The 25,807-nt window shown below is 69.7% G+C and carries 26 protein-coding genes; 17 read left to right on the top strand and 9 right to left on the bottom strand.

The window, feature by feature from the left end; genetic code table 11:
- Nucleotides 1–9 precede the first annotated feature (9 nt).
- The 3 genes from OG734_RS14965 to OG734_RS14955 all read left to right on the top strand — a co-directional run bounded on the left by OG734_RS14965 (nt 10) and on the right by OG734_RS14955 (nt 2,394).
- Complete coding sequence (locus tag OG734_RS14965; protein WP_330287987.1) at nt 10–1,128, top strand: ABC transporter ATP-binding protein; 1,119 nt, start codon at nt 10–12, stop codon at nt 1,126–1,128.
- A 97-nt stretch (nt 1,129–1,225) separates the two neighbouring features.
- Nucleotides 1,226–1,672: a VOC family protein gene (locus OG734_RS14960; protein WP_330287986.1), complete on the top strand. Its 447-nt coding sequence runs from the start codon at nt 1,226–1,228 to the stop codon at nt 1,670–1,672.
- Nucleotides 1,673–2,016: 344 nt separating this feature from the next.
- The gene (locus tag OG734_RS14955; protein WP_330287985.1) at nt 2,017–2,394 is read left to right on the top strand and encodes a VOC family protein; all 378 of its coding nucleotides are present in this window, start codon (nt 2,017–2,019) and stop codon (nt 2,392–2,394) included.
- On the opposite strand, the gene OG734_RS14950 is transcribed toward OG734_RS14955, so the two are convergent.
- The 5 genes from OG734_RS14950 to OG734_RS14930 all read right to left on the bottom strand — a co-directional run bounded on the left by OG734_RS14950 (nt 2,395) and on the right by OG734_RS14930 (nt 10,056).
- The gene (locus tag OG734_RS14950; protein ID WP_443064860.1) at nt 2,395–3,441 is read right to left on the bottom strand and encodes an ABC transporter ATP-binding protein; all 1,047 of its coding nucleotides are present in this window, start codon (nt 3,439–3,441) and stop codon (nt 2,395–2,397) included.
- 8 nt (nt 3,442–3,449) lie between these two features.
- Nucleotides 3,450–4,433, bottom strand: coding sequence for an ABC transporter permease (locus OG734_RS14945; protein ID WP_330287984.1), 984 nt, complete (start codon nt 4,431–4,433; stop codon nt 3,450–3,452).
- Between the two features lie 190 nt (nt 4,434–4,623).
- Nucleotides 4,624–6,405: an ABC transporter substrate-binding protein gene (locus OG734_RS14940; protein WP_330287983.1), complete on the bottom strand. Its 1,782-nt coding sequence runs from the start codon at nt 6,403–6,405 to the stop codon at nt 4,624–4,626.
- 133 nt (nt 6,406–6,538) lie between these two features.
- Entirely contained in the window at nt 6,539–7,567 is a 1,029-nt protein-coding gene (locus tag OG734_RS14935) for an ABC transporter permease (RefSeq protein WP_330287982.1), read from the bottom strand.
- A gap of 371 nt (nt 7,568–7,938) precedes the next feature.
- Nucleotides 7,939–10,056, bottom strand: a complete 2,118-nt coding sequence (locus OG734_RS14930; RefSeq protein WP_330287981.1) for a S9 family peptidase — start codon at nt 10,054–10,056, stop codon at nt 7,939–7,941.
- A gap of 176 nt (nt 10,057–10,232) precedes the next feature.
- Here OG734_RS14930 and OG734_RS14925 point away from each other — a divergent pair, with 176 nt between their 5' ends.
- Nucleotides 10,233–10,427 carry a hypothetical protein gene (locus OG734_RS14925; protein ID WP_006375723.1) on the top strand — a complete coding sequence of 65 codons (195 nt, stop codon included), beginning with the start codon at nt 10,233–10,235 and terminating at the stop codon, nt 10,425–10,427.
- Between the two features lie 752 nt (nt 10,428–11,179).
- On the opposite strand, the gene OG734_RS14920 is transcribed toward OG734_RS14925, so the two are convergent.
- Entirely contained in the window at nt 11,180–11,425 is a 246-nt protein-coding gene (locus tag OG734_RS14920; protein ID WP_330287980.1) for a DUF397 domain-containing protein, read from the bottom strand.
- Nucleotides 11,422–12,297: a helix-turn-helix domain-containing protein gene (locus OG734_RS14915; protein ID WP_330287979.1), complete on the bottom strand. Its 876-nt coding sequence runs from the start codon at nt 12,295–12,297 to the stop codon at nt 11,422–11,424. Before OG734_RS14915 ends, OG734_RS14920 begins: the two co-directional genes overlap by 4 nt.
- Nucleotides 12,298–12,455: 158 nt before the next feature.
- On the opposite strand from OG734_RS14915, the gene OG734_RS14910 reads away from it, so the two are divergent.
- The 12 genes from OG734_RS14910 to OG734_RS14855 all read left to right on the top strand — a co-directional run bounded on the left by OG734_RS14910 (nt 12,456) and on the right by OG734_RS14855 (nt 23,304).
- Nucleotides 12,456–12,899, top strand: a complete 444-nt coding sequence (locus OG734_RS14910) for an ATP-binding protein (RefSeq protein WP_330287978.1) — start codon at nt 12,456–12,458, stop codon at nt 12,897–12,899.
- 393 nt (nt 12,900–13,292) lie between these two features.
- Nucleotides 13,293–14,246 carry a helix-turn-helix domain-containing protein gene (locus OG734_RS14905; protein WP_330287977.1) on the top strand — a complete coding sequence of 318 codons (954 nt, stop codon included), beginning with the start codon at nt 13,293–13,295 and terminating at the stop codon, nt 14,244–14,246.
- Between the two features lie 52 nt (nt 14,247–14,298).
- A complete protein-coding gene (locus OG734_RS14900) occupies nt 14,299–14,919 on the top strand; it encodes a Uma2 family endonuclease (RefSeq protein WP_330287976.1) in 621 nt (206 codons plus the stop codon).
- 122 nt (nt 14,920–15,041) lie between these two features.
- A complete protein-coding gene (locus OG734_RS14895) occupies nt 15,042–15,245 on the top strand; it encodes a toxin-antitoxin system HicB family antitoxin (RefSeq protein ID WP_330287975.1) in 204 nt (67 codons plus the stop codon).
- On the top strand, nt 15,242–15,547 hold the full coding sequence (locus OG734_RS14890) for a type II toxin-antitoxin system PemK/MazF family toxin (RefSeq protein ID WP_330287974.1): 306 nt from the start codon (nt 15,242–15,244) through the stop codon (nt 15,545–15,547). The genes OG734_RS14895 and OG734_RS14890 overlap by 4 nt, the downstream gene beginning before the upstream one ends.
- 190 nt (nt 15,548–15,737) lie before the next feature.
- Nucleotides 15,738–16,610 carry an N-acetyl-1-D-myo-inositol-2-amino-2-deoxy-alpha-D-glucopyranoside deacetylase gene (mshB, locus tag OG734_RS14885; RefSeq protein ID WP_330287973.1) on the top strand — a complete coding sequence of 291 codons (873 nt, stop codon included), beginning with the start codon at nt 15,738–15,740 and terminating at the stop codon, nt 16,608–16,610.
- Nucleotides 16,611–16,633: 23 nt separating this feature from the next.
- A complete protein-coding gene (locus OG734_RS14880) occupies nt 16,634–17,125 on the top strand; it encodes a DUF6113 family protein (protein WP_330287972.1) in 492 nt (163 codons plus the stop codon).
- Between the two features lie 156 nt (nt 17,126–17,281).
- Nucleotides 17,282–19,687: a hypothetical protein gene (locus OG734_RS14875; protein ID WP_330287971.1), complete on the top strand. Its 2,406-nt coding sequence runs from the start codon at nt 17,282–17,284 to the stop codon at nt 19,685–19,687.
- A 176-nt stretch (nt 19,688–19,863) separates the two neighbouring features.
- Entirely contained in the window at nt 19,864–20,784 is a 921-nt protein-coding gene (locus OG734_RS14870; protein WP_330287970.1) for an ABC transporter ATP-binding protein, read from the top strand.
- A complete protein-coding gene (locus OG734_RS14865) occupies nt 20,781–21,521 on the top strand; it encodes an ABC transporter permease (RefSeq protein ID WP_330287969.1) in 741 nt (246 codons plus the stop codon). The genes OG734_RS14870 and OG734_RS14865 overlap by 4 nt, the downstream gene beginning before the upstream one ends.
- The gene (locus OG734_RS14860) at nt 21,518–22,690 is read left to right on the top strand and encodes a sensor histidine kinase (RefSeq protein ID WP_330287968.1); all 1,173 of its coding nucleotides are present in this window, start codon (nt 21,518–21,520) and stop codon (nt 22,688–22,690) included. The genes OG734_RS14865 and OG734_RS14860 overlap by 4 nt, the downstream gene beginning before the upstream one ends.
- The gene (locus tag OG734_RS14855) at nt 22,687–23,304 is read left to right on the top strand and encodes a response regulator transcription factor (protein ID WP_330287967.1); all 618 of its coding nucleotides are present in this window, start codon (nt 22,687–22,689) and stop codon (nt 23,302–23,304) included. Before OG734_RS14860 ends, OG734_RS14855 begins: the two co-directional genes overlap by 4 nt.
- Nucleotides 23,305–23,443: 139 nt before the next feature.
- On the opposite strand, the gene OG734_RS14850 is transcribed toward OG734_RS14855, so the two are convergent.
- The gene (locus tag OG734_RS14850; RefSeq protein ID WP_330287966.1) at nt 23,444–24,307 is read right to left on the bottom strand and encodes a transglutaminase-like domain-containing protein; all 864 of its coding nucleotides are present in this window, start codon (nt 24,305–24,307) and stop codon (nt 23,444–23,446) included.
- Nucleotides 24,308–24,324: 17 nt separating this feature from the next.
- Nucleotides 24,325–25,326 (bottom strand): GNAT family N-acetyltransferase, encoded by a 1,002-nt coding sequence (locus OG734_RS14845; protein ID WP_330287965.1) that lies wholly within the window; start codon nt 25,324–25,326, stop codon nt 24,325–24,327.
- Nucleotides 25,327–25,467: 141 nt separating this feature from the next.
- Between OG734_RS14845 and fdxA the strand changes: the two genes are divergently transcribed.
- The gene (fdxA, locus tag OG734_RS14840; RefSeq protein WP_003985062.1) at nt 25,468–25,788 is read left to right on the top strand and encodes a ferredoxin; all 321 of its coding nucleotides are present in this window, start codon (nt 25,468–25,470) and stop codon (nt 25,786–25,788) included.
- Nucleotides 25,789–25,807: the final 19 nt, after the last annotated feature.

Raw genomic sequence — 25,807 nt, 5'->3', positions numbered from 1 at the left:
CACCGAGACATGAGCGACAACCTCACCCTCCCCACACAGCAGGGTTCCACCGGTACGTCGACCGAGGAACTGCTCAAGATCGAGGGCCTGACCAAGCACTTCCCGATCTACGGCGGCTTTCCGATCAAACGGAAGGTCGGCGCCGTCCAGGCCGTCGACGGGGTCGACCTGACGGTCGGCGTCGGCGAGAGCGTCGGCCTGGTCGGCGAGTCCGGCTGCGGCAAGTCGACGACCGGCCGGCTGATCACGCGGCTCCTCGAACCCACTGCCGGCAAGATCACGTACGCGGGCCAGGACATCACGCACGCCTCGCGCAGGCAGCTGGCGCCGGTCCGCTCCGAGATCCAGATGATCTTCCAGGACCCGTACTCCTCGCTGAACCCGCGGCAAACCGTCGGCACGATCATCAAGTCGCCGATGGAGGTCAACGGGATCGAGCCGACGGGTGGTCGGGAGGCGAGGGTCCGGGAACTGCTGGAGCTCGTCGGCCTCAACCCCGAGCACTACAACCGCTTCCCGCACGAGTTCTCCGGCGGTCAGCGCCAGCGCATCGGGGTGGCCCGCGCGCTCGCCCTCCAGCCGAAGCTGATCGTGGCGGACGAACCGGTCTCCGCGCTCGACGTGTCGATCCAGGCGCAGGTGGTGAACCTGCTCAAGAAGGTCCAGGACGAGCTGGGCATCGCGTTCCTGTTCATCGCCCATGACCTGGCCATCGTCCGGCACTTCTCGCAGCGCGTCGCGGTCATGTACCTCGGCAAGGTGGTGGAGGTCGGCGACCGGGAGGCCATCTACAACGCCCCCCGGCACCCCTACACCCACGCCCTGCTCTCCGCGGTGCCGGAGGTCGACATCGACGGGGACAGGGCGGGCCGCGAGCGCATCCGCCTCGCCGGTGACGTCCCCTCGCCGATACACCCGCCGTCGGGCTGCCGTTTCCGTACGCGCTGCTGGAAGGCCCAGGACAAGTGCGCGAGCGAGGAGCCCCCGCTGCTCCAGATCTCGGGCAACCGTGAGGGCCACCTGACGGCCTGCCACTTCCCGGAGGACCCGACGACGGAACCCCGCGACGAGGACGTCATCCTGGACCCGGCGCTCAAGGCGCTGGAGGCGGACGCCACGGAGGGCTGACCCGGAGTTCCGCGCGTCGTGCGGCGGTGGCGAACTCGGAGTGGGGGCGGGGGTCACGGACCCCCGCCCCTCGTCGTTGAAGGGACTCGGGAGCGCGGTGTTCCACCACGTCGAGCTGTGGGTGCCGGACCTGAACCGTGCGGTCACCTCCTGGGGCTGGCTCCTGGAGCGCCTGGGGTGCGTCCCGTACCAGAGCTGGCCGGAGGGCAGGAGCTGGCGGCACGGGGACACCTACGTGGTGGTCGAGCACTCGCCGGCCCTGCGCGGAGACCGCCACGACCGCCTGTGTCCAGGCCTCAACCACCTTGCTTTCCGCGTCCCTTCACGTCCGGCCCTGGACGCCCTGGTGATGGAGGCCCCGGCCCACGGCTGGACCCTGCTCTTCCCCGACCGGCATCCGTATGCGGGCGGGGCGGGGCACTACGCGGCATACCTGGAGAACGTGGACGGGTTCGAGGTGGAACTCGTGGCGGAGGGCCGACGGGCGGTGGCCCACTCGGCGTCCGTGACCTCGGCCGCGGTCGGCCCGTCCGCGGCCGGCTGAGGGCGACGCCGACGGCCGCGGGGCGGGCTCCGGTTCACCGTGGCAGGCGGTACTCGTCTCGGCGGGAAACGCGGACATCTTCCAGCGGGAGGACGTGGTGTGCCGGCCGGTGACCGGTCTCTCGCTCAGCCGTCTCGCGGTCGTCCGGCGGACGACGGACGACGGACGACCGCAAGGCTGTATGGATCTTCGTGGACGACGCCTGTGTCCAGTGCCTCTGCGATCAGACCTGGGGCGATGCGCACTCGGATGCGCCTGCCTCGTCACCGTCTTAATCGTTCGACATTCCGGGCGGGGTCCGGGACGCTGCGAGGCGGTGTTCCTCACATGGCCTGGAGGCCTCGTTGTCTTTCCCCACGATCCACAGCATCACCTTCGACTGCACCGGTGACCCCTACGATCTCGGCCTGTTCTGGAGCGAGTTGTTCGGCCGGCCGCTCGCCGACGACGACAAGCCCGGTGACCCGGAGGCGTTGATCGCCGACCCGGACGGCGGGCCGAGGCTGCTGTTCATCCGGGTCCCGGAGGGCAAGACGGTCAAGAACCGCGTGCACCTCGACCTGCAGCCGCACGGCCGCACCCGGGACGAGGAGGTCGAGCGCGTGGTCTCCCTCGGCGCCCGGGTCGTCGCGGACCACCGCCGGGCCGACGGCGGCGGATGGGTCCTCATGGCCGACCCCGAGGGCAACGAATTCTGTGTGGAACGCGGGGAGCTGGGCTGATCAGCAGACCTGCGCGGTGACGTAGTCGGCGTGGTACTCCGTGCGCTGCGCCGGCGTCAGATGGCAGGCGGCGCCGTGGGCGGCGGTGCCGGGCAGGAGGGGGCTCCGGTTCGCACAGCGGCCCGCCGGCACCTGTTCCGTGAACGCGCAGCGCGGTTCGAAGCGACAGCCCGGGAGCGGGTCGAGGAGCGACGGAGGTGTGCCCGGGATCGGGGACAGCGGGACGTCCACCGGGGCTTTCAGCGTCGGCATCGAACCCAACAGACCCCAGGTGTACGGGTGTTCAGGCGTCCGCAGTACCTCGCTACGGGTGCCGCGCTCCACCGCCCGGCCCGCGTACATCACCAGGATGTCGTCCGCCATACGGGAGATGACGCCGAGGTCGTGCGTGATGAAGACGATCGACGTGCCGAACTCCTGCTGGAGGTCTTTGAGCAGGTCCATGATCTGGGCCTGGACCGTGACGTCCAGGGCTGTCGTCGGTTCGTCGGCGATCAGGAGCTCCGGGTCGCACACCAACGCCATGGCGATCATCACCCGTTGGCGCATACCGCCGGAGAACTGGTGGGGGTAGTCGTCGGCGCGGAGCTGCGGCTGCGGGATGCCGACCCGCCTCAGCATCTCGACCGCACGGGCCCTGGACTCCCTGCGCGAGGCACCGGTGTGCTTGGCGTACGTCTCCGCGATCTGCCGGCCCACCGTGTGGTACGGCGACAGGGACGCCAGGGAGTCCTGGAAGATCATCGCCATCTTGTTGCCGCGCAGCTTCTCCAGCTCCCGTTCCCGCGCCGTCAGCAACTCCTGGCCGTCCAGGACGATCTCCCCGGCCAGCGTCGTGCGCGTACGGTCGTGCAGGCCCAGGATCGCCAGGTTCGTCACCGACTTGCCCGAGCCGGACTCGCCGACGATGCCCAGGGTCCGGCCGCGCCCCACGTCGAAGGACAGGCCGTCCACCGCCCTCACCACACCGTCGTCGGTGGCGAAGTGCACCTTCAGGTCCCGTACGGAGAGGAAGGGGGCGGCAGCCACCGGTTCGGCCAAGGTCACCAAGCCCCCTATGCCAGCCTGATCCGCGGGTCGATCAGCGCGTACACCGCGTCCACCAGGATGTTCGCCACGACGATCGCAGCCGCGGCCACCAGGACCACCCCCAGCAGCAGCGGCAGGTCGTTGTCCCGTACCGCCTTGATGGACAGGGCGCCGATGCCGTGCAGGCCGAAGGTCTCCTCGGTGATGATCGCGCCGCCGAGCAGATAGCCGATGTCGAGGCCCAGGATCGTGACGATCGGGCCCATCGCGCCCCGCCAGGCGAACCGGAAGAACACCGTGCGGCGGGACAGGCCCTTGGCGCGGGCGGTACGGACGTAGTCCTCGGCGAGGGTCTCCACGAGCTGGGAGCGGGTCATCCGGGTGTAGTTGGCGGTGAAGATGATCGCGAGGACGAACCAGGGCAGCAGCAGGCCCTTGAACCAGGCCACCGGGTCCTGGGTGAAGCCGACGCTGTCCTGGGGGCGGGGGAGGATGCCCCACTGGTCGGACAGGTAGTACATGGCGACGACACCGACGATGTAGATCTGCAGGGACGAGCCGACCAGCGAGATCGACGACGCGATCTTGTCCACGGCCCGGCCCTGCTTCACCGCCGCCAGCATGCCCGTACCGACGCCGAGGACCACGAACACCACCGTGCTGCCCAGCGTGAGGGACAGGGTGGTGGGGAAGCGGTTGGTGATCAGACCGAGGACCGGTTCGTGGTTGGTGAACGAGTAGCCGAGGCAGGGCGCAGAACAGTGGCCGAGGCCGGTGTAGTCGCGGCCCACGAACACGCCCGCCAGCCAGTGCCAGTACTGCAGCGGCAACGGGTCGTCGATGCCCAGGTTGCGCCGGACGAGCGCGAGCGTCTCCGGTGTGCAGAGCTTGCCGCAGGCGCTGCGGGCCGGGTCGCGCGGGGCGACGTAGAAGAGGACGAAGGTGATCGCGCTGATGACGAGGAGGATCATCAGCGCGCTGAGCGTCCGGCGGAGGATGAAGCGGTACATGGCGATCGGATTCCCTGGCGGAACCCCCGACACCGGTCCCTGGTGGTCGGGACCGGCGCCGGAGTGGTCGGGTTGTGCGGGGGTGGGGGTATCGATGAACTCCGGTGCGGTAACGCGCCCCTTAAGGGGCGCGGGGAACTGCGCGACCAGCCCCCACTGGGCCCGCAGCCGAAGAACCGCAGTTCCAGCTCTACTTCGCGTACAACTTGTAAAGCACGAACGACGAGTACAACGGGTCGTACTCGGCGCCGCCGACCTTGCTGCCGTACAGGTAGAAGCGGCGCTGATACGTCTCGGGGATGATCGGCGCCTCCTTCTCCATGAGCTCCTTGTCCAGGGCCGCCCACGCCGCGTTGGCCTGCGTCGGGTCGGTGATGGCCGCGGCCTTGTCGATCGCCGCGTCGACCCAGTTCACCTTCAGCTGGGAGACGTTGTTGGCGCCGTTGGCGATCGTCCGGCCGTCGAAGAGGGGCTGGAGCATGGTGTAGCCGGTGGGCCAGTCCGGGGACCAGCCGAACCACATCACGTCGAAGGAGTTGTCGACCTGCTGGGCCTGGTCGTAGTAGCTCGTCGACTCCACCGGCTTGATCACCGGGTCGAAGCCCGCCTCCTTCAGGGCGTTGGCGATGACGACCTTGGTCTTCTCATAGGCGTCGCTCCCGCCCTGCGGGTAGGTGTAGACGATCTTCTGGCCGAGCTTGCCGGCCTCCTTCAGCAGCGCCTTGGCCTTCGCGGTGTCGCCCTGCGGCTTCGTCAGCTTGCCGTAGATGTCGAACTTCACCCGGCCCGCCATGTCCGGGCCGAGGATCGTGGTCGCGTAGTCGCCGGCGGACGGACCGCCGTAGATGGTCCGGATCTGCTGCAACGGCCAGGCGTAGTTGAGTGCCTGACGGACCTTCAGGTCGGTGATACGCCTGCAGTTGATGGCGTAGTAGTACAGGCCTGTCAGCAGTCCGTCGACGGTACGGCTCTTCAGCGCGGGCGTCGTCAGCACCTTCTGGATGCGCTCGGCCGGCACCCCGCTGTACGCCATCAGCGCGTACTGGTCGGTCCCGGAGTCCGCGATCAGCCGGTCGGTGGTCTGGAGCGCCTCGGGGCCGAACTCGAAGGTGAACGAGTCCGGGTAGGCGTTGCGGATCGAGTCGGTCGCCGGGTCCCAGTGGGTGTTGCGGACCATCGTCAGGGACTTGTCGACGGAGTGCGCCTTGAGCCGGTACGGGCCGCAGGAGAACGGGTCCTTGTCGTACTTCTCCTTGGTGTCGTGCTTGGCGGACACCGCTCCGTAGGACTGCATCGCCAGCGTCCAGTTGAGGTCCGGGCGGGCCGTCTTGAGGTGGAAGGTGATCGTCTTCTTCGCGGTGTCCGTGACGACCGAGTCGAGGTGCTTGCCGTCGTACGGGCCCTTGTAGACCGAGCGGAAGTCGTTGCTGCCGGTCAGCGCGGCCTGGAGGTAGGTGGCGCCCTCGGTGGTGAAGCTCGCGAAGCCGCGCTCGATGCCGTGCCGTACGTCCTCGACGGTCAGCTCGCTGCCGTCCTCCCACTTCAGCCCGTCCTTCAGGGTGAAGGTCCAGGTCTTGCCGCCGTCCGCCATGGTGCCGGTGTCGGTGGCGAGGTCGCCGACGAGCTTCATCGCGCCGCCGTCGACGCGGTAGCCGGTCAGGCAGCGGATGTAGAGGTTGCCGACCTCGGAGTTCCACGAGTAGTAGATGCGCTGCGGGTCGAGGTGCGAGAAGTCCTGCGGGCCGATCGGCCGGATCGTGCCGCCCTTCTTCGCCCCCGGGATCTCCGGCGCGGGCCCCGTGGAGTCCTCCTTGGTGCCGATGCTGACCGCCGCGAACTTGGCGGTACCGGCCGCGCCGCCCCCCGACGTACCGCCACCGCCTCCCCCACCACTGCTGCACGCGGACAGGACCATGGAGCCGCCGGCGGCTACCGAGGTGGCTATGACGAAGTTTCTGCGGGAGAGAGACATGGGGTGTCCTGCCTGAATCAGGGAGAAGGGGTGTTTCTCGGTGTATCTCGGTGCTTCGGTGGTTCCGGATTTTCTGCGGGGCCGGTGGGGCGCGGGTGCGGGGCCGAGTGGGGCGGTGACGCGGCGCCGCTGTTCAGCGCCTGGTCTTCGGGTCCAGTGCGTCGCGCACGGAGTCGCCGAGGAGGTTGAAGGCGATCACGAAGAGGACCATCGCCAGGCCGGGGAAGAGCATGTACGTGATGTCGTTCTGGTAGACCTGCGCCCCGCGCTGGATCATCACGCCCCAGTCGGGCGTGGGGTCGCTGAGCCCCACCCCGAGGAAGGCGAGCGCCGCCTCGGTGGTGACGTACATGGGCAGCGCGAGGGTGGCCTGGATGAGGACCGGGGTCCACAGGTTGGGCAGCAGTTCCTTGAAGATGATCCGGGCCGGGGAGGCACCGGTGACCTTGGCGGACTCCACGAACTCCCGCTCGCGCAGGGCGAGTACCTCACCGCGCAGCAGCCGGGCGATGGGCGCCCAGCCGAACGCGGTCATCACGGAGATGAGGCTGACGACGGTCAGCCAGGTGGGGGTGTTCTCCTCCGGCGACACGAAGACGGAGATCATCACCGGCCAGAAGGCGATGAAGAACAGGGTGGAGGGGAACGCCAGCAGGATGTCGATGACCCGGCCGACGAAGCCGTCGATCCGCCCGCCCAGATAGCCGGCGGTGAGGCCGACGACGATGCCGAGCAGGGTGACCAGCACGGTCGTCACCGTGGCGATGAGCAGCGAGTTGCGGATGCCGTAGAGCAGCAGGGTGAAGACGTCCCGGCCGAGCTGCGGCTCGACCCCGAACCAGAAGTCGCCGCTGATACCGCCGTTGGGCCGGATCGGGAAACCGAATTCGTTGAGCAGACCGGTGCCGTTCTGGCCGTACGTCGTGTACGGGTCCTTGCCGTAGAGCTTGGCGATCAGGGGGGCGGCGATGCCCGCCACGAAGAACACCACGACCACGACGGCCGAGACGACCCCGGTCCGGTCGCGTCTGAAGCGCAGCCAGGCGATCCGCCCCGGCGAGCGGCCGGTGCCGCCGTGAGCCGGCGCGGTGGGCGCCGGTGGTACGGCACCGGATTCGGCCGCCACCTGGGGTGCGGTGGCGGAAGGTGTAGGCGAGGTCACATTGGGGACTTTTCAGCGCCGCTTCAGTCGCCGTCAATGATTTGTTGACGCCTTTGATCTGGACTTTTGCCCTTTGACTCAAGGGTGGCGCGCCACTTGGTTCAGCTTTGGACGGTCATGACCAAAGCGGGAGGGAGGCCTGGAGGGAAGCCCCGAGGGGCTTGAGTGGCCCCAGAAATCCGGGACGATCTTGCCAACGGGTTGAAATAACCGCATAAACACGCACGAACCGCGTTAACACGGAGGCAACTTGGCCGACCCGATCTCGATATATGGACGGGCCACTCTGAGGAACGTACGGCCGTGCGGGTGCCGTAAACGGGCCGGGGCTCGCCATGTAGCCCCGGCCCGTTGCCGTGCCTGCAGGAGATCTACGCCAGCCCCAACGCCCGCTTCAGGAAATCCACTTGAAGCAGCAGCAGGTTCTCCGCGACCTGTTCCTGTGGGGTCATGTGCGTGACGCCGGACAGTGGGAGCACCTCGTGCGGGCGGCCCGCGGCCAACAGCGCCGAGGACAGCCGCAGGGCGTGCGCGAAGACCACATTGTCGTCGGCGGTGCCGTGCACGACCATCAGCGGCCGATGCGGCTCGGCGGGGGACGACAGCCCGGCCTCCGTCACCAGCGAGCTGTTCGCGTACGCCTCCGGTGAGGTCGCCGGGTCGCCCAGGTACCGCTCCGTGTAGTGCGTGTCGTACAGCCGCCAGTCCGTCACCGGGGCCCCCGCGATGCCCGCGTGGAAGACGTCAGGGCGCCGCAGCACCGCAAGCCCCGCGAGCCAGCCGCCGTACGACCAGCCCCGGATCGCCACCCGGGAGAGATCGAGCGGGTAGCGCTCGGCGAGGTCCCGCAAGGCGTCGATCTGGTCGTCCAGCGAAACCGTGAAGTCCCCGTGGACCGCCTTCTCCCAGGCCGGCGAGCGTCCCGGTGTTCCGCGCCCGTCCGCGACGACCACCGCGAAACCCTGGTCGGCGAACCACTGTGAGGTCAGGTGCGCGTTGTGCGCGGCGACGACACGGGGTCCGTGCGGACCACCGTAGGGGTCCATGAGGACGGGGAGGGGAGTGACGCCGTCGTAGTCGGTCGGCATAAGCAGGGCGCATGGAATTCTGCGTGCGCCCCCCTGGGTGAGGGTCATGCGCGGGGACAAACCGGGGTCTTCGGCGTACGAGACGACGGCCGCCGCCTGCTTCCCCTCACGCAGCACCTGTACCTGGGCCCCCGGCCGGTCCGGCACCGCCGACACGAGCACGGTCACGCCCCCGGCGCGAACCGCCGAGTGCACGCCGGGCTCTTGCGAGACGCGCTCCAGCCCGAGCTCGTTCACTCGATAGACGTGCACTTCGCCGATCTCGGTGCCGACCGCCTCCGCACCTGCCGACGCCGCCACGAGCACATCGTCAGCCGATACGTCCAGCACCGCCCGGACGTGCAACTGCGGCCCGGTGAGCGGGCGTTCGCCCACCGCCAGCACTCGTGCGCCGCCCTCGTCGGCGATGCGCACCAACTGTCCGGAGGGGCTCCAGCACGGCACCCCGGGGAAAAGATCAAGCCAATGTGGATCTTCCTCCGCGTGCACCATCCGGGTCGCCCCCGTGTCCGGGTCCACGGCCAGGAAAAGCTGCCCGCGCTGGTCCCGCGACTGCACCAGAATCAGCGGCGCACCTGCCCCTGACCAGTGCACACGCGCCAGATACGGATAGCGCGCCCGGTCCCACACAACCTCCGTCCGCACCCCCTCAAGGGTGAGTACGAAGAGCCGCACCTCCGCGTTCAGGGTGCCCGCCGCCGGATACGCGACCCGCTGCGGCTCCCGTTCCGGATGCGCCGGATCGGAGATCCACCAGCGGTCCACGGGGGCGTCGTCGGCCCGCGCGACCAGCAACCGGTCGGACTCCGGGGACCACCAGAAGCCCCGCGACCGGGCCATCTCCTCGGCCGCGATGAACTCGGCCAGCCCGTACGTCACCGTCTCCGACTCGGGCTCCGCGAGCGCGAGGGCCTGCTCGCCGACCAGGTCGGTGAGACACAGGGCGCCGTCCGCGACGTACGCAACGAGCCGTCCGTCGGGGGAGGGGTGAGGGTCGATGACGGGCCCCAGGGTGGCGATCTCGCGCACTGTCCCGGCTTGCAGTTCGGCCACGAAGAGCCGCCCGGACAAGGCGAAGGCGGCCAGTTCGACGGCCGAGTCGGTGGCGTAGCCGACGATCCCGGCGCTGCCTTCACGGCTGCGTTCCCGGCGTGCCCGCTCCTCGGCGGACAGCTTCTCGTCGGCCCCGCCGAGGAGCGTGAACGGGTCGGCGGCCACGCGCTCGCCGCCGTCCGGGAGGTCGAGCACCCACAGCTTGTTCGCCCGGTCGGTACCGGAGGAGGACCGCAGGTAGGCGACCCGTGAACCGTCGGGCGCCACGGTGAACGCGCGGGGCGCGCCGAGCGTGAATCGCTGGGTGCGGGCGTGCCGGCGGGGGAAGGAGACAGGCTCGGTCGTCATGCCCCGACCATATTGGCCATGCGCCCCCTTGTGCGGCAGTGCGCCGACCGATGCGCGCGGGCGAATAGTTATGATCACTGGCGGCGAGTGGGTATGAACCTGCTGGCCACTGTATGGATCTACTGCCCCCATAGTCCGACCCCCCGCGTCCCTGGGCCCCTTGGAGGTGAGCCGCCGTGGCACTCTCGATTTCGGCGGTCGTGCTGCTGGCGATCATCGTCTTCTTGCTGATCAAGAAGTCAGGACTCAAGGGAGGGCATGCGGTTGTCTGCATGCTGCTGGGGTTCTACATGGCCTCATCGACCTTCGCCCCGACGATCAGCGACCTGACGACAAGCATCGCGGGCATGATCGGCGACCTCAAGTTCTGATCCCGGGCCCGCTGGGCAGCGCCGGTGGGTGGGCTGCCGGTGGGTTCCGGTGGACGCTGGTGGGCTCCGGAGGGTGAGAGGCCGGGGCCCGGCTTGTCCGACCTTCGGGCGAACACGACCAGGAACGGAGCGCTCGTTCAACGCGGCCATAATTGCCGTGGCGCCGTCGTGTTCACATGCCAAGCCGGTCTACAAGGCGCGAACTACCGGGCCGCGCGGGCCTTTCCTTTGCCCTTCTTGCGGAGCTTCCGTATCCGCTCACGCTCACGTGTCTGGCGCTTCTCGGCCCGAGCGTTCTGGATTCGGTAAAAGCCCCATCCCAGAAGTGCTGAGGTGGCCAGGCAAGCGATGAGGGCACTTCCCGTTCCAGGGATGTACTGGCAACCGTCCCTGTATGACGGGCAGTTCTTGCCGGGCAGAGAGGCGAGAAGGTACATCAGTATGGCGAATGCCGTTCCCCCGCAGGCCGCCGTGCCGACCCCATGACCTACCCGCCGCAGCCGCGACCCCCTGACGGTCAGTCCAGAGAGCCACGAGGCGCCGAGAAAGCCGAGGGCCACGACCACTCCGGCGGCAACCCCGAACGCCCATGACCCACCGGGCCAGTTGAGCGCCACTGGCGCTGTCGTCCGGGCGAACCACTTCCACAAGCCGAGCGCCATGACGACCAAACCACCGAGGGTGATCACCATCCCGGCAAGTGCGAAGCCCTCCCAAGCCCTGAACTCTCTGTTGGGCTCACTAGCCATCATTCACGCCCAGTGCAACGGTTCGGCCATCGTGTCGCCCAGCTCGGTCGAGTACGGCACGAACTCGGCCCAGGTGGCGGGGGCGAAGGCAAGACGGGGGCCTGTCTCTATGTTCTTGGAATCGCGCACGTGGATGGTGCCGGGGGAGGTGGCGATCTCGACGCAGGAGTCGCCCTCCGTGCCGTCGCTGTAGCTGCTTTTGAACCAAGCCAGTTCGGAGGGGGCGCCGGCGAGGTGCTTGCGGATCATGTCTCTCCCAGTAGTTGCTCGATGAAGGCGAGTGACTCCCCGGAGGTGAGGGCCTCGGCCCTGATGGTGCTGTAGCGCAACTCCAGGATGCGCAGTTCCTTCGGCTCTGTTGTCGGACGGCCGCTGAACGCCCCGTCGGAGCGCCCCACAGCCGTACCGTCTGCGAACTTCAGCAACTCGATCTTGCCATCCACCCCAGGATGCGCGCCGCTTTCCGTTGGCATCACCTGGAACGTTACGTTGCGCAGACGCGCCACTTCCAGCAAGTGTTCGAGCTGTCGGCGTCGCACCATTGTGCCGCCGATGCGACGACGCAGTGCCGCCTCTTCCTGGACGAAGCTCAGCGCAGTCACGGGTGATTTGTCGAAGACCGTTTTCCGTGCCATGCGGGCGGCTACCAGGCGCTCCACTTCCCCCTCCGAGTACGGCGGTTGACGAGCCTCGAACAGGGCACGCGCATGCTCGGGCGTCTGCAACAGGCCGTGGAGGCTGAGTCCGACGTACACGCCGATCTCCACCGCCTTCGCCTCCATCTTCGCGATGGCCCGAACCTTCTTCGGGTACTGGACCTTCTCCAAGTCCTCGTTCATGGCGGAGATCAGCCCGTCCGCCCCCAACGCTTCGTCCGCCTTCACCAAGTACTCGGGCCGAGCGATCCGCTTCCCGCCCTCGATCTTGTAGACCATGTCCTCGCCGTACCCGAGCGCCTTGCCGAAGTCGGCGGCGCTCATCCCCACCGCCTCCCGCCGCAGCTTCAGTTGCCGCCCGACGGTCTCCACGACGGCCACACCCCACGCGTCGTCCGGGTCCACCTCCCAACCCGGCTCGTCCGCCTCGCCCTTGAGCTGCCCCGCGTCGCCGTCCGCGCTCATGCCGCACCTCTCCGTCGTACCGCGCTGTACTTTGCCCCCGCCCTACCCGTACGCCCCGTCCGGACAGGCCGGACACGGCCGGACAAGCTCCGGACAGTCATCGTACGTATCGGCTGAGTCACTGCTCACGGTAAGCAGGTGCGGCCACTCTGAGTGACGTGAATCAAGAAACCGCCGCTCCCGAGGCCCAACCCGGACACGCCTTCCGCAACTTCAGCGTGCGTCTGTCTCCCACGCCCCGTGGCGCCCGTCTGGCCCGGCTGCTCGTCGCCGAGCAACTCTGTTCCTGGGGACTGCCGGTGGACCCGGCGCGTCAGATCGTGGCCGAACTGTCGGCCAACGCCGTCACGCACGGACGCGTCCCGGGCCGCGACTTCCGGCTCACCATGTACGTCATCGGCACCACCCTGTGCATCGAGGTGACCGACACCTGCGGGGATCTCCCACCCCGCCCCCAACACCCGTCAGACGACGCGGAGTCCGGGCGGGGCCTGGCTCTGGTGGAGGCGCTCGCCGACCGGTGGGGGTGGGGTCCGGGGCTGCGGCCGCACAAGACGGTGTGGGCCGAGGTGACCGTCGTACGGCAGGGAGGGAGCACGTGATGCCGAGGTCCCAGTGACGGCGCGCGATGTTCCACGGGAGCTGTGCGCGCCGTACTGGAGTAGGCCGCTCGGAGTGTTCCCGCTCCGGATCCTGGCCGCGTGGGTTCCGGCGTGACCGGCGCTCTTTCCAAAGGAACATCTGAAGAGAAAGAACCCCAACCAAGCCCCACCCCTCCCGCCCGCCGGGATGGCCACCGAGGGCCAGGCCGCCGCCAACGCGCAAACTCACCCGCGCGAGTGAACCTGGCCAACTCGGCTGGATTTGTGACCGGTTGCCTGCCCTACGCTCAGCGCAGCACCATCACCACAAACAACCGTAGACATGCGACGGCCCTCGCCGGGAAGGCAATCCCAAGGCGAGGGCCTGACCACCGAGGAAGAGGCAACTTCCTGATGGATACGAAAAACCTTAGCGTGCCCTCGCACGCCCAAGCCCGTATCGCGGGCAAGAATCACCCCCGCCAGCGTCCCAGTTCCGGCGTCTCCGGCATCGTCCACGACAACGCCCGCCACACCACCCGCTTCACGGTGATCGGCAACCACCTCGCCCAGCACCCCGAGTTGTCGCTGCTCGCGATCGGGCTGTCCGTGCACATCCAGTCGCTGCCCACGGGTGCCCGCGTCGATATCAAGACCCTAGCCAGGAAGTTCCCGGAGGGCCCGGACCGTATCGCCGCAGCCCTGCGCGAACTCGAAGCCCACGGCTACCTGCGCCGCCCCCGCGAACGCACCCCCAGCGGCCACATCGTCACCCGCACGGTCTCCTGCAACCAGCCCGGACGTCACGCTGAGGGCCACACCGATCGCCGTACGGAGGACGAACCCGAGCCGGGGCGTCCCACTCACGACGAGCCTGCGCCTGCCCCCGCCCCCGGACCAACCCGTCTAGCGCAGCCGAAGGCCCCCGTCCCGCCCAGGAAGCGCACCCCGCGCAAGCCTCTCCCCGCCGTACCGCAGCCCGCGTACGCCGGACCGGGCCTCCTCCAGGCCGCCACCGACCTCCTCGCCGGCCTTCGCCGCCTCGACCCCGACCTGCTCCTGTCGGCCTGCGACACGGCCCACCTCGCCCCCGGAGTCGCCGCCTGGCTGGAGCGCGACGTCAGTCCCACCGCCGTACGACAGGCGCTGACCAGTGACCTGCCGCCCGAAGGGATGCGCCGTCCGGCGGCCGTTCTGGCCCACCGCCTCACCGCCCAGTTGCCGCCCCTGCCGCCGTTCCGTGCCCCTGCCTCGCCCTCAGCCGTCCGCCACCCGCTCCAGAACTGCGGTGGCTGTGAGCGTGCCTTCCGTGCGCCCGAGCCCGGTCGCTGCCGCGACTGCCGATCCGATCTCCTGGAGGCCGCCTAGCATGAAAGTGACGATCCTTGCCCCCGGGCACAGACGACGAGGAGCGAGCGCCATGACCATCGCCCCGGACGATGCGCGACAGGGCGCCTCTCGCCTGTACCGGACCATGCGGGACTTCGTTCAGTCGACGGACGACGCCCTCCCCGGGAAATTCGAGATCACCAAGGAAGGGATCGTTCACGACATGATGTCGCCGGGGGGGCCTCACGAGGTGACGGCAGCGCACGTCAGCCGCCGTCTGGAGAAGTCCATGCCGGACGAACTGCTGGCCCACAACGGCACGCCCGACGTGGAGGACGAGCCAGAGGGCATCATGCGTCACCCCGACGTCATGGTGATCGCGTGGACCGATCTGAACGTCGAGGGCTCCATCGATCCCCGTACGGTCATCGCCGCCATCGAAGTGGTCTCCAAGTCCAACCCCGAGAACGACTGGGTCACCAAGATGCGTGACTACCCCCTGATCGGCATCCCTACCTACGCGATCTTCGACCCCCGCACCGGAACCGGCGCCGTCCTCACAGACATCCACCCCACCCCCGGCGGCCCTCGCTACGCGACCCGCAAGGACTTCGTCTACGGCGAGGACGTCACCATCGCCGACTGGACGATCCCGACGTCCGGTTTGCCGCGCTACCGGGACGAGGCCTCCTCCCCAGGGTGCGAGTCCTGAACGCACAGAAGTGCGCTGCGCAGCAGTAGAGCGGGGCCCGACCCCGGCCGATGTCGCGACTGCCGATCCGATCTCACCGGAAGCGCCCTCATGGTGCACAGTGCGACGACTACAGTGGTGGCATGAGTGTATTCACAGTTCGCATACCGGATGATCTCGACGTCGAAGTGCGCAAGGCCGCGGCTGACGCGGGGCTTTCGCTGAACGCCTACATGGTCCGCACCCTGCGCGAGCAGACACTCCGGGAGGCGCTGGCCGCTGTGGACGCTGAAGGTGCTCTGCTGGTCGACACCGGTGACGACGATCCGGCGGGGGACATCCGTTGAAGCGAGGCTCTGTCTGGGAGGTTCCGGTCGGCGAGGCCACTCGTACGGTCGTAGTGCTCTCCATCGACGAGGTGAATACGAAGTTCCAGGCAGCCGTGTGTCTGCTCCTGCATCCAGCAGGCGCCTACCCGGACACACTGGTCTCCGTGCCGATCACCGATCCGGTGCAAGCGGTCGCAGTTCCCGTGAACATCACCCAGTACGCCGCCCGGCGCTTCGAGAACGCCAAGCAACTGGGCGCGGTGACGCCCGAGACGATGGAGCGCATCGAGCGTGCCGTTCGCTCCGTTCTCGACCTGTAGGGCACCGATACCGGGTATTCGGAGCGGCGGGATCCGGAGGCCGACGAGCCGGAATCGGACAGTTTCGTCCGCAGTCCCGCCCGTCGGCTTGTCCGGGTGCTCGACGACGACCACCCCAACGATCACGACGAGGGGTGACGGGCGCCCAGGGGGCATCGGGCCGAAGCCCGCCGCCTCGTAGGCTGACCCCATGACGGAACTGCCCGACCGGCGTCTTCTTCTGGTGCACGCGCACCCGGACGACGAGTCGATCAACAACGGCGCGACCATGGCCAGGTACGCGGCCGAGGGTGCCCACGTGACCCTGGTCACCTGCACCCTCGGGGAGCGTGGCGAGGTCATTCCGCCCGAGCTCGCGCATCTCACCGGTGCCGCCCTCGGCGAGTACCGGCTGCGTGAGCTGGACGCGGCGATGCGCGCCCTCGGTGTCGCCGACCACCGTCTGCTCGGGGGAGTCGGCCGCTTCGGTGACTCCGGGATGATGGGGCTCGCCGACAACGACGACCCCGGCTGCTTCTGGCAGGCGGACGTCGACGAGGCGGCCGGGTACCTCGTCGAGGTGATCCTCGAAGTCCGCCCCCAGGTCGTCGTGACGTACGACCCGGACGGCGGCTACGGCCACCCCGACCACATCCAGGCCCACCGCGTCACCATGCGTGCCGTGGAGCTGGCCGCCGAGGCCGGCTGGAGCGTCCCCAAGGTCTACTGGAACCGCGTGCCCCGTCCGGTCGCCGAGAAGGGCTTCGCGCGTCTCCAGGAGGCGCTGCCGGGCCTGCCCTTCGCCAAGGCCGGCGCGATCGACGACGTACCGGGTGTCGTGGACGAGGAGCACATCACCACGGCGATCGACGGCACCGCGTACGCAGCCGCCAAGGCCGCCGCGATGCGCGCGCACGCCACGCAGATCGAGGTGGCCGAGCCCTGGTTCGTCCTCTCCAACCAGCAGGCCCAGCCGCTCTTCACGGACGAGTACTACGAACTGGTGCGCGGGGACCGGGGGAAACACGACTCGGCACGTGAGACGGATCTGTTCGACGGGCTCGCAGAGAGCGGTGCGCGGTGAGTGCGATGAGTGCGGTGAGTGCTATGAGTGCGAACGGAAAGATTCCTGCGGACGGAGCGCGTGGCAAAGCGGTGACCGGCGCTGGAAGAGGCACTGGAGGAGGCGCGGCCGGCGGTGGCAGTCTGCTGGCGCAGCCGCTTGTCGGGCCCTCTCCGGGGCGGGCGGTGGGCTACCTGGGGTTCTTCGTCCTCGGGGCCGTCGTGGGGGCCGCGGGCGCGCTCCTCCAGGCCGCGTGGTTTCCGGGCGGGCTATTGCTCGCGCTGGGCGGAGCGGCCGGGCTGTTTCTCGGCGGGGCGCGTGCCGTCGGCAGTCGCGCCGGGGCGGTCGCGCCCGCGGCCGGCTGGATGGTCGCCGTCGTCCTGCTCACCGCCAGCCGCCCGGAGGGAGACTTCCTGTTCGCCGCGGGAGTCGGCTCGTACCTCTTCCTCCTCGGCGGGATGGCTGTCGCTGTGATGTGTGCCACCCTCGCCCAGACGCGGCAACCGGACGGCTCCGACGTCCGACTTGGCAAGTGACGTACTACTTCGCCGCCGCAACCGCGTGGGGGTCCAGTGATGGTTTCTCCGGCGGTCGTGGGATACGCACCAGGAGTGGCCAGTATGGTGGTGCGCGCCGCCGAGCTGCCCGCGTGAGGTCGCGTCGGGCGGCGGAGCCAACCGGGAGAACCTGCCTTGAGTCGTGAAACTGACAGTCCGTCCTCCGGGCCCAACGGGCGCGGAGGTGCCGCCTACCCCTCGGGGACACCGCCGTACGGCACGCCCATGGCGTCCGACGGCGGTCCGGACGCGGGCCGTTCGGCCGCGGAGCCGGACGGGCCCAAGACCGAGACCACGCTGACGACCCGGATCCGGATCAACATCCCCGGATCCCGGCCCATTCCGCCGGTCGTGGTCCGGACGCCCGTCGCGGACACCGAGTCCTCCGAGGACACCGGAACGCATGCGCGGCCGAAGACGGGAGGCGACGGCAGAACGCCGGGCACGCCCCCGTCCAACGGCGCCGCCGATCCGTCCGCCGAACCTCCGGGCCAGCCCGGGGAGAAGACCAGCGACTGGTTCGCGCCGCGCAAGTCCGGTGCGCCCAAGGGTGGTCCGGGCGGCGGCGCGAGCAACGGCGCCGGTATGCCCGGCGGTTCGGGCCCCGCACCTGCGGCCCCCCGTCCTGGTGGTTCCAACGGCACCGGCCCTGTGGGCGCTTCACGTCCCGGCGGTCCCAACAGCGGCGGTTCCACGGGCTCTTCGCGTCCGGGTCTGGGCGTCATGGGCGCCGCGGGCAACGCGGGCGGCCCACGCGCCGCCGGCGGCGGTACGAAGGGTGCCGGGCTCGGCGGTGCCACAGGCGCCGGTCCCGTGGCGCCAGGGCACGGTGGCGGCACCGGTTCCTTCGACGTGTCCGCGCTGGCGGCCGGGGCGGGACCGCTGAGCACGCCTTCCTACCCGTCGGCGGGCAACCCCCGTAACCAGGGTGGTCCCGGCGCGGGTGCCGGTACCGGGGCTCCCGACGGCCGTGGTGAGCCGCGCCGCGACGACCTGCCGTACTTCTCGGACAACGGGCAGGGCGGCCAGGGCGGCCCGAACGGGCAGGGTGCCCCAGGCGGCCAGAACGGCTTCGGCGGTCACGCCGGCGGGTTCGGCCCTCAGCACGACTTCGCCGCCCAGAACGACTTCACGGCGCCCAACGACTTCGGTGACTTCGGCGGTCAGAACGGCCAGAACGGCTTCGGTCCCGGTGGTCCCGGAGGACCGGGTGGACGAGGCCCCGCGGGCCCGACCGGCGGTCCCGTCACCGGAGACGGCCCGGTCGTCCCGCCCGTCACCGGCAACGGCTCCGTCGCCCCCGGCGTGTCCGGCACCGGCCGGCTCGCCGCCGGGCTCAGCGACGACACCGCGATCCTGACCCCGCAGAAGCACGCCCACGAACCGGGCGGCGGCTACGGCGGCTCCGTGGACAACGTCTCCAGCTCCACCCTCACCAGCGGCATGCCCGTCGTCCCGACCGACCGGAACTCCCCGTTCGGGACGGGCACGCACCCCGACGGACCGCTTCCGCACACCCCGCCGAAGCTGCCCGAGCCGGTGTCGCCGAACACGCCCGCCGCTGCCGCGCCCAAGGGCAAGAAGAAGGCGAAGAAGAAGGGCCGCAGCAAGGTGACGCTGCTGTTCGTCGGCGTCATCGTCATCGGTGGTGGCGCGTACGGCGCCGGGCTGCTGATGAACCACTCCGACGTGCCCAAGGGCACCACCGTGTTCGGCGTCGACATCGGCGGCGGCACCCGTGACGAGGCCGTCAAGAAGCTCGACGACGCCTTCGACGACCGGATGACCCAGCCGCTGAAGCTGTCCGTCGACGGCAAAACGGTCGACCTCAAGCCGGACCAGGCGGGGCTCCAGTTCGACACCCAGGCCACGGTCCGGGCGGCGGCCGTCAGCGACTACAACCCGATGTCGGTGATCGGCTCGCTCTTCGGGCAGCAGCGGGTCGTCGAACCCGTCATGCCGGTCGACGAGGAGAAACTGGCCGCCGCGCTCCAGCGGGTGGCCGGCGGGGCCAGTTCGGCGAGTGACGGCACGATCAAATTCGTGTCCAGCAAGGCCGTCGCCGTCTACGGCAAGGCGGGCAAGGGCATCAACGCCGCCGCAGCCGCGGAGTCGGTCGAGAACGCCTACCGCAGCCAGGTGGAGAGCGGCACGAGCACGCCGATCCAGGTCCCCACCAAGGCGCAGGAGCCGACGATCTCGAACGCTGAGGTCGACCGGATGATGAAGAAGTTCGCCACCCCGGCGATGTCCGCCAACGTCACCGTCCGCGTGGACACCGGCGCGCCGGAGCTGGAGTTCAGCCCGAAGAACTCCCTGTGGAAGTTCCTCCAGGTGAAGCCGGTCAACGGCACCCTCGTCGAGGCGTACGACAAGGAAGCGCTCAAGGAGTTGTACGGCGCCACCTTCAGCCAGGTCCTGATCCCCCGCGGCAACGGCAACAAGACCCCGGTCACCGTCGAGGACGTCATCGGCGCGTTGCGCCCGGCCCTGATCAGCACGACCAACCGGGTCGGCGTCATCAACACCAACCCGACGTAGGGCTCCGCCGGTTACGCGGGTTCTCGGCCGCGGCTCCGGTGGGGGCTGGTCGCGCAGTTCCCCGCGCCCCTTCAGGGCGCGGGGAACTCACCCTCGTAATCCCTCCCGCACATGACATCTGTCACCCGCGAGTCAGGATCACCGGCACTGCCGGGCGGGTCGGGCCCGCGGCCACGATGGACCACATGGAAACCCCTTCCGTGGTCGCGTTCGACCAGGTCACCAAGAGCTACGGCGAGGTACGGGCCGTCGACGGGCTCACGCTCACCCTCCGGCCAGGCGAGACCGTCGCCCTTCTCGGCCCCAACGGCGCCGGCAAGTCGACCACCCTGGACCTGCTCCTCGGCCTCAAGCAGCCCGACAGCGGCACGGTCCGCGTCCTCGGCAAGAGCCCCCGGGACGCCATCGTGGGCGGACACGTCGGCGCCATGCTGCAGAGCGGCGGCCTGATGGACGAGGTCACTGTCCGCGAGCTCGTGTCGCTGGTCTGCGCCCTGCACCCGCGCCCCTTCCCGGTCGGGGAGGTCCTCTCCCGGGCCGGCATCACCCATCTCGCCGACCGCAAGGTCAACAAGCTGTCCGGCGGTCAGGAGCAGCGCGTCCGGTTCGCCCTCGCCACGGCCGGGGACAGCGCTCTGATCGTCCTGGACGAGCCCACGACCGGCATGGACGTCACCGCCCGCCAGGCCTTCTGGGCGACCATGCGCGAGCAGGCGGACCAGGGCCGTACGGTCCTGTTCGCCACCCACTACCTGGAGGAGGCGGACGCGATAGCGGACCGTGTCCTCGTCCTGCACCGGGGCCGCCTGCTGGCCGACGGCACGGCCGCCGAGATCAAGGCGAAGGCGGGCGCGCGCCGCATCTCCTTCGACCTGGAGGCACTGGCAGAGGAGGCGGTGTTGCGGACCCTGCCCTTCCTCACCTCCCTCGACGTGTCGGGGCAGACCGTCCGCATCCAGTCCTCCGACGCCGACGCGACCGTCCACGCCGTGTACGGACTCGGCCTCTACCCGCGCAACCTCGAAGTGGCCGGCCTGGGCCTTGAACAGGCGTTCGTCACCCTCACCGCCGCAGCCGAGGAGGCGCGCACAGCATGAACGACCTCATCCGACTCGAAATCACCCGGGCCCTGCGCAACCGCAAGTTCCTGTTCTTCTCGGTGATCTACCCCTCGGCGCTGTTCCTGCTGATCGCGGGCAGCGCGGACAGCACCACCAAGGTGCCGGGAACCGCTCTCAACCTCCCGACCTTCTTCATGGTCTCCATGGCCTCCTTCGGCGCCCTGACGGCCGTCCTGATGGGCAACAGCGAGCGCATCGCCAAGGAGCGCGAGAGCGGCTGGGTACGGCAGTTGCGGCTGACCCCGCTGCCGGGCCGGGGCTATGTGCTGGCGAAGACGGCGAGCGCGGCCGTGATCAGCCTCCCGTCGATCGTGATCGTCTTCGCCGTCGCGGCGGCGGTGAAGGACGTACGCCTCGACGCCTGGAAGTGGCTGGCGCTCACCGGGGCGATCTGGGTGGGCAGCCTGGTCTTCGCGGCCCTGGGGGTCGCCATCGGCTACCTGGCGAGCGGGGACGCGGTCCGTCCGATCACGATGATCGTCTACTTCGGCCTGTCCATGCTCGGCGGCCTGTGGATGCCGACGACGACCTTCCCCGGCTGGCTGCAGGACATCGCGAAGTGGCTGCCCACGCACGCGTACGCTGCCCTGGGGCGGTCCATAGAGCTGGGCGACGCCCCGCAGGCGAAGGATGTGGCGATCCTGGCCGTCTCGTTCGTCCTCTTCGCGGGCGGCGCGGCCTGGCTGTACCGGAAGGACACGCTGAAGGCGTGAGCAGCGTTGGCATCGGGCAGCGCCCGACGACCCCCAAGCGGCGGCTGGTGAAGTCCCTGTGGATCGGCATCTGGCTGGTCTACCTGGGCGCACCGGTCAGCGACCTCCTCCACGGCGGCCACAGCACGGGCGTGCGGGTCCTCGGCTGGCTGGGCCTGGTGGCCTTCGTGGCCTGGTACGCGGCTCTGGTCTTCCGTACGGGCCGCGGCGAGACGACCCGCCTGGTGGTGGCCTCCCTGGCGGTCCTCGCCGCCCAGTCGACCGTCCTGGCCCTCAGCCTGGGCCGCGAGTGGCTCGTCCTGTTCGTGTACGTGTCCACCGCGTCCGGCGCCGCCCTGCCGGTCCGGATGTCCCGCTGGGCGATCGCCGCCACGTCGGCCCTGATGACGGCGGTCGCGCTGGCGGTCCCCGGCGGTCACTCCTACCTGGCCTCGCTCCTCATCCCGGCCCTGCTCGGCGGCGCCGCCATGGCGGGGGTACGACAACTCGTCCGCACGACCATCGAGTTGCGCGAGGCCCGGGCCACGGTCGCCCAGCTCGCGGCGAACGAGGAACGTCTGCGCCTGGCGCGGGACCTGCACGACCTGCTGGGCCACTCCCTCTCCCTGATCACCCTGAAGAGCGAGCTGGCGGGCCGGATGCTCCCCGCCCACCCCGAGAAGGCGGCCCAGCAAGTGGCCGACATCGAGAAGGTGAGCCGCCAGGCACTGGTGGACGTCCGCGAGGCGGTGAGCGGCTACCGTCGGCCCCGGCTGGCCGGTGAACTGGCGGGCGCCCAGGTCGCGTTGACGGCAGCGGGCATCACGGCGGCGCTGCCCTCGGACATGGCCCCGACCGACGTCGACGAGGAGGCGGAGTCCGCCCTCGCCTGGACGCTGCGCGAGGCCGTGACGAACGTCGTACGGCACAGCGGGGCCCGGCGCTGCACGGTGGAGGTGCTGAGCCGGCAGACTCTGGACGGCCCGGTGCTCGAACTGTCGGTCGAGGACGACGGCTCGGGCAACGGCTCCGCCGGCGCCCCCGGGAACGGTCTCACCGGCCTCGCGGAACGCCTGGAGAAGGCGGGCGGCTCCCTGGACGCGGGCCGCATGAAACACGGCTTCCGCCTGGTGGCAAGGGTGCCGGTGAATCCGTCGCCCACTCCGGCGGACGTAGGATCCGGTTCATGACCCGCATGATCAAGGTCCTGTTGGCGGAGGACCAGTCGATGGTCCGCGAGGCGCTGGCCGCGTTGCTCGGCCTGGAACCCGACATCGAGGTCGTGGTCCAAGTGGCGCGCGGCGACGAGGTGTTGCCGGCCGCCCGGGCCCACGCCGACCTGGACGTGGCCCTCCTGGACATCGAGATGCCGGGCGCCACGGGCATCGAGGCGGCGGCCCAGCTCCACCGGGAGTTCCCGTCCCTGAAACTGGTCGTCCTCACGACCTTCGGCCGCCCCGGCTACCTCCGCAGCGCCATGGAGTCCGGCGCGGACGCCTTCCTGGTCAAGGACGCCCCGGCGGCCCAACTCGCGGAAGCGGTACGCAAGGTACTGGCCGGGGAGCGCGTCATCGACCCCACGCTGGCGGCAGCCGCGCTGGCGGACGGCGCCAACCCCCTGACGGACCGCGAACGCGAGGTCCTGCGCGCGGCAGCGGACGGCGCGACCAACGCCGAACTGGCGACCACTCTGCACCTGTCCCAGGGCACGGTCCGCAACTACCTCTCCACGGCCATCCAAAAACTGACGGCACGGAACAGAACAGAGGCAGTGCGGATAGCGAGGGAAAAGGGCTGGTTGTAGTTTTTCGTTGAGCTGACGGCAGGCTCACTTACCAACAAGGGCTGCGGGCAACTCCCCAGGGGCGCGGGGCTGTATCTATTTTGCGGCTCCGCCGCGTGGGCGCGACCAGCCACAGCGCACCCGCACCCGAAACGCAACCTCAGTTCAGCCGCGCTCGGGCCGCTCGCGCCTGCCCCCGCATCCGCTCGGCCGACGGCGGGTCGAACGTCGAAACCACCTCCGCGTACCCCTCGAGCTCAGCCGCCCCCGCCACGAACTCCCCCCGCCGCACCAGCAGCTGAGCCCGCTCATACCGCAACCGAGCCGGATGCGACGGCAACAGCAACGCCAACTCCACCGCCCACAAAGACACTTCCGACCGTTCCGGCCGCGCCGCCCCCCACGCCCGAACATTGTTCAGCACCCGCAACATCACATCCAACGGATCCGCGGGCCCCAGCATCGACGGATCCAACGCCTCCCCCGTAGCCCCGGCCACCAGCAACTCCGCGTCACTCCCGCTCAACACCCGCCCCCCGTCGAAGGGATCGGCAAGCACCTGCTCGTCGACCGGACCGAACCCCACGACGAAGTGCCCCGGCAGCGCGACCCCGTACACCGGCGCTCCCGCCCGCCGCGCGACCTCCATCCACACCACGGACAGCAGAATCGGCAACCCCCGCCGCCGCACCAGCACTTCGTGCAGCAGCGACGACTGCAGTCGCTGATAGTCGGCGGCGCCGCCACGGAACCCCTCCCGCCCGCCCAGGAGTTCGTGCAGAGCCGTCGCCCAGGAGCGCGGCCCGCCCGGCCGGAACGGCAACTTCCCTGCCAGCCGGTCGAGTTCCATCTGCACGGCGTCGACGCCGGCGTCGTCCAGCGCCCGGTCCGCGACCGCCCCCATCAGCAGACACAGCGTCGTCAGATCGGGCCGCTCGGCACGCGCCTCGGCGGCGAAGAGCCTGCGCAGCTCGGCGGACCGTTCGGGCCCCGGCGGATACGGAGGGGGATGAGGGAAACGCATACCAGGCCCGTGCCCTCTCACGCCGATCGATAGTGATGGTAGGAGTGATGCGCTCCGAACCCCATCGCGGCGTACAGAGCACGCGCCCCCGAGTTGTCTGCCTCCACCTGAAGCCAGGCAGCCGACGCCCCCTCCTCCAGCGCCCGCCCGGCCAACGCGGCCATGACAGCAGTGGCCAGCCCCTGCCGCCGCCGGCCGGGGTCCACCTCGACCGCGCCGAACCCGGCCCACCGCCCGTCCACGACACACCGCCCGATCGCGGCGGGAGCCTCACCCTCACCGCCCGGCACGGTCGCGAACCACACCGACGGCCCGCTCCCCAGCACCGCCAGTGCCACGTCGCTCACACCCTTGCGCTGATACCGCGAGAGCCATGCCTCATCGGCCTCCCGGGACAGCACGACCTCCGCCGTGTCCGTGCCCAGGTCGGCCACGGGCGCCAGCCCCCCGACCCACAGCTCGGCCGTCACCTCACGCGTCCACCCGCGCGCCTCCAGCTGCGCGCACAGCAGCTCCTGCGTGCCCTCGGCGCCGGTGGCGGTCTGGACGTAGGCGGGCAGGCCGCGCTCGCCGTACCAGCGCCGTACGACGGTCAGCGCCTCGTCGAGGGGGAGGCCGGGGTCTCCGACCGGCAGCACCGAGTTGGCCCGCCGGGTGAACCCGGAGGCCGCCCGCAGCTCCCACTCGCCCAGCCGCTCGCTCTCCACCGGCTGCCAGGACCGCGCGGAGACCCGCGCCAGCTCCTCGTACGAGGCGGCGGGACCCCGGCGGCGGGCGGGGGCCGCCGGGACGACCTTGCCCGCCACCAGGGACGCTTCCGCCACCCGGACGCGCTCGCCGTCCCGCCGTGTGATCAGAAGCACACCGGCGTCTTCGTCCCATGATGTGAGAACACCGACCGTGTCGGTGAACTTCTCACTACCCGGAGCTTCTTCGTTCAGCCGTCGAACAGAGACACGTTTGCCCACGTCAGCAGCGGTGATGCGGACCTTGAGACGGCCGGCCGCAGAGATTTCCACAGGTCAGTTCACCCCTCCTGTATGGATCATGCCCGGGAACGGAGATACTAGAGGCGGGCATCGACGACGCCGCGCTCCCGCGCGCCAGGTGGCGGAGCCTGTAGACGGCTCGCCAGCGCCCTATCGAGGAGGAACGACAGCGTGACCTACGTCATCGCGCAGCCTTGTGTCGACGTCAAGGACAAGGCGTGCATCGAGGAGTGCCCGGTCGACTGCATCTACGAGGGCTCCCGGTCCTTGTACATCCACCCGGACGAATGCGTCGACTGTGGAGCCTGTGAGCCGGTCTGCCCGGTCGAGGCGATCTTCTACGAGGACGACACTCCGGAGGAGTGGAAGGACTACTACAAGGCGAACGTCGAGTTCTTCGACGAGCTCGGCTCGCCCGGCGGCGCCAGCAAGCTGGGACTGATCGAGCGCGATCACCCCTTCATCGCCGCGCTGCCGCCGCAGAACGGCTGACCGGCGGCCCGCAGAGCCT

Source organism: Streptomyces sp. NBC_00576, from assembly GCF_036345175.1.
GTDB lineage: Bacteria > Actinomycetota > Actinomycetes > Streptomycetales > Streptomycetaceae > Streptomyces.
This window is presented reverse-complemented; position numbering and strand designations above follow the sequence as displayed.

What these genes read in the sequence shown, in the direction of transcription:
- OG734_RS14965 (WP_330287987.1), top strand. Translation starts at nt 10, where the DNA reads ATGAGCGACAACCTCACCCTCCCCACACAGCAGGGTTCCACCGGTACG.
- OG734_RS14945 (WP_330287984.1), bottom strand. Translation starts at nt 4,433, where the DNA reads ATGTACCGCTTCATCCTCCGCCGGACGCTCAGCGCGCTGATGATCCTC.
- OG734_RS14940 (WP_330287983.1), bottom strand. Translation starts at nt 6,405, where the DNA reads ATGTCTCTCTCCCGCAGAAACTTCGTCATAGCCACCTCGGTAGCCGCC.
- OG734_RS14930 (WP_330287981.1), bottom strand. Translation starts at nt 10,056, where the DNA reads ATGACGACCGAGCCTGTCTCCTTCCCCCGCCGGCACGCCCGCACCCAG.
- OG734_RS14920 (WP_330287980.1), bottom strand. Translation starts at nt 11,425, where the DNA reads ATGATCCGCAAGCACCTCGCCGGCGCCCCCTCCGAACTGGCTTGGTTC.
- OG734_RS14915 (WP_330287979.1), bottom strand. Translation starts at nt 12,297, where the DNA reads ATGAGCGCGGACGGCGACGCGGGGCAGCTCAAGGGCGAGGCGGACGAG.
- OG734_RS14905 (WP_330287977.1), top strand. Translation starts at nt 13,293, where the DNA reads ATGGATACGAAAAACCTTAGCGTGCCCTCGCACGCCCAAGCCCGTATC.
- OG734_RS14900 (WP_330287976.1), top strand. Translation starts at nt 14,299, where the DNA reads ATGACCATCGCCCCGGACGATGCGCGACAGGGCGCCTCTCGCCTGTAC.
- OG734_RS14895 (WP_330287975.1), top strand. Translation starts at nt 15,042, where the DNA reads ATGAGTGTATTCACAGTTCGCATACCGGATGATCTCGACGTCGAAGTG.
- mshB (WP_330287973.1), top strand. Translation starts at nt 15,738, where the DNA reads ATGACGGAACTGCCCGACCGGCGTCTTCTTCTGGTGCACGCGCACCCG.
- OG734_RS14880 (WP_330287972.1), top strand. Translation starts at nt 16,634, where the DNA reads ATGAGTGCGAACGGAAAGATTCCTGCGGACGGAGCGCGTGGCAAAGCG.
- OG734_RS14870 (WP_330287970.1), top strand. Translation starts at nt 19,864, where the DNA reads ATGGACCACATGGAAACCCCTTCCGTGGTCGCGTTCGACCAGGTCACC.
- OG734_RS14865 (WP_330287969.1), top strand. Translation starts at nt 20,781, where the DNA reads ATGAACGACCTCATCCGACTCGAAATCACCCGGGCCCTGCGCAACCGC.
- OG734_RS14855 (WP_330287967.1), top strand. Translation starts at nt 22,687, where the DNA reads ATGACCCGCATGATCAAGGTCCTGTTGGCGGAGGACCAGTCGATGGTC.
- OG734_RS14850 (WP_330287966.1), bottom strand. Translation starts at nt 24,307, where the DNA reads ATGCGTTTCCCTCATCCCCCTCCGTATCCGCCGGGGCCCGAACGGTCC.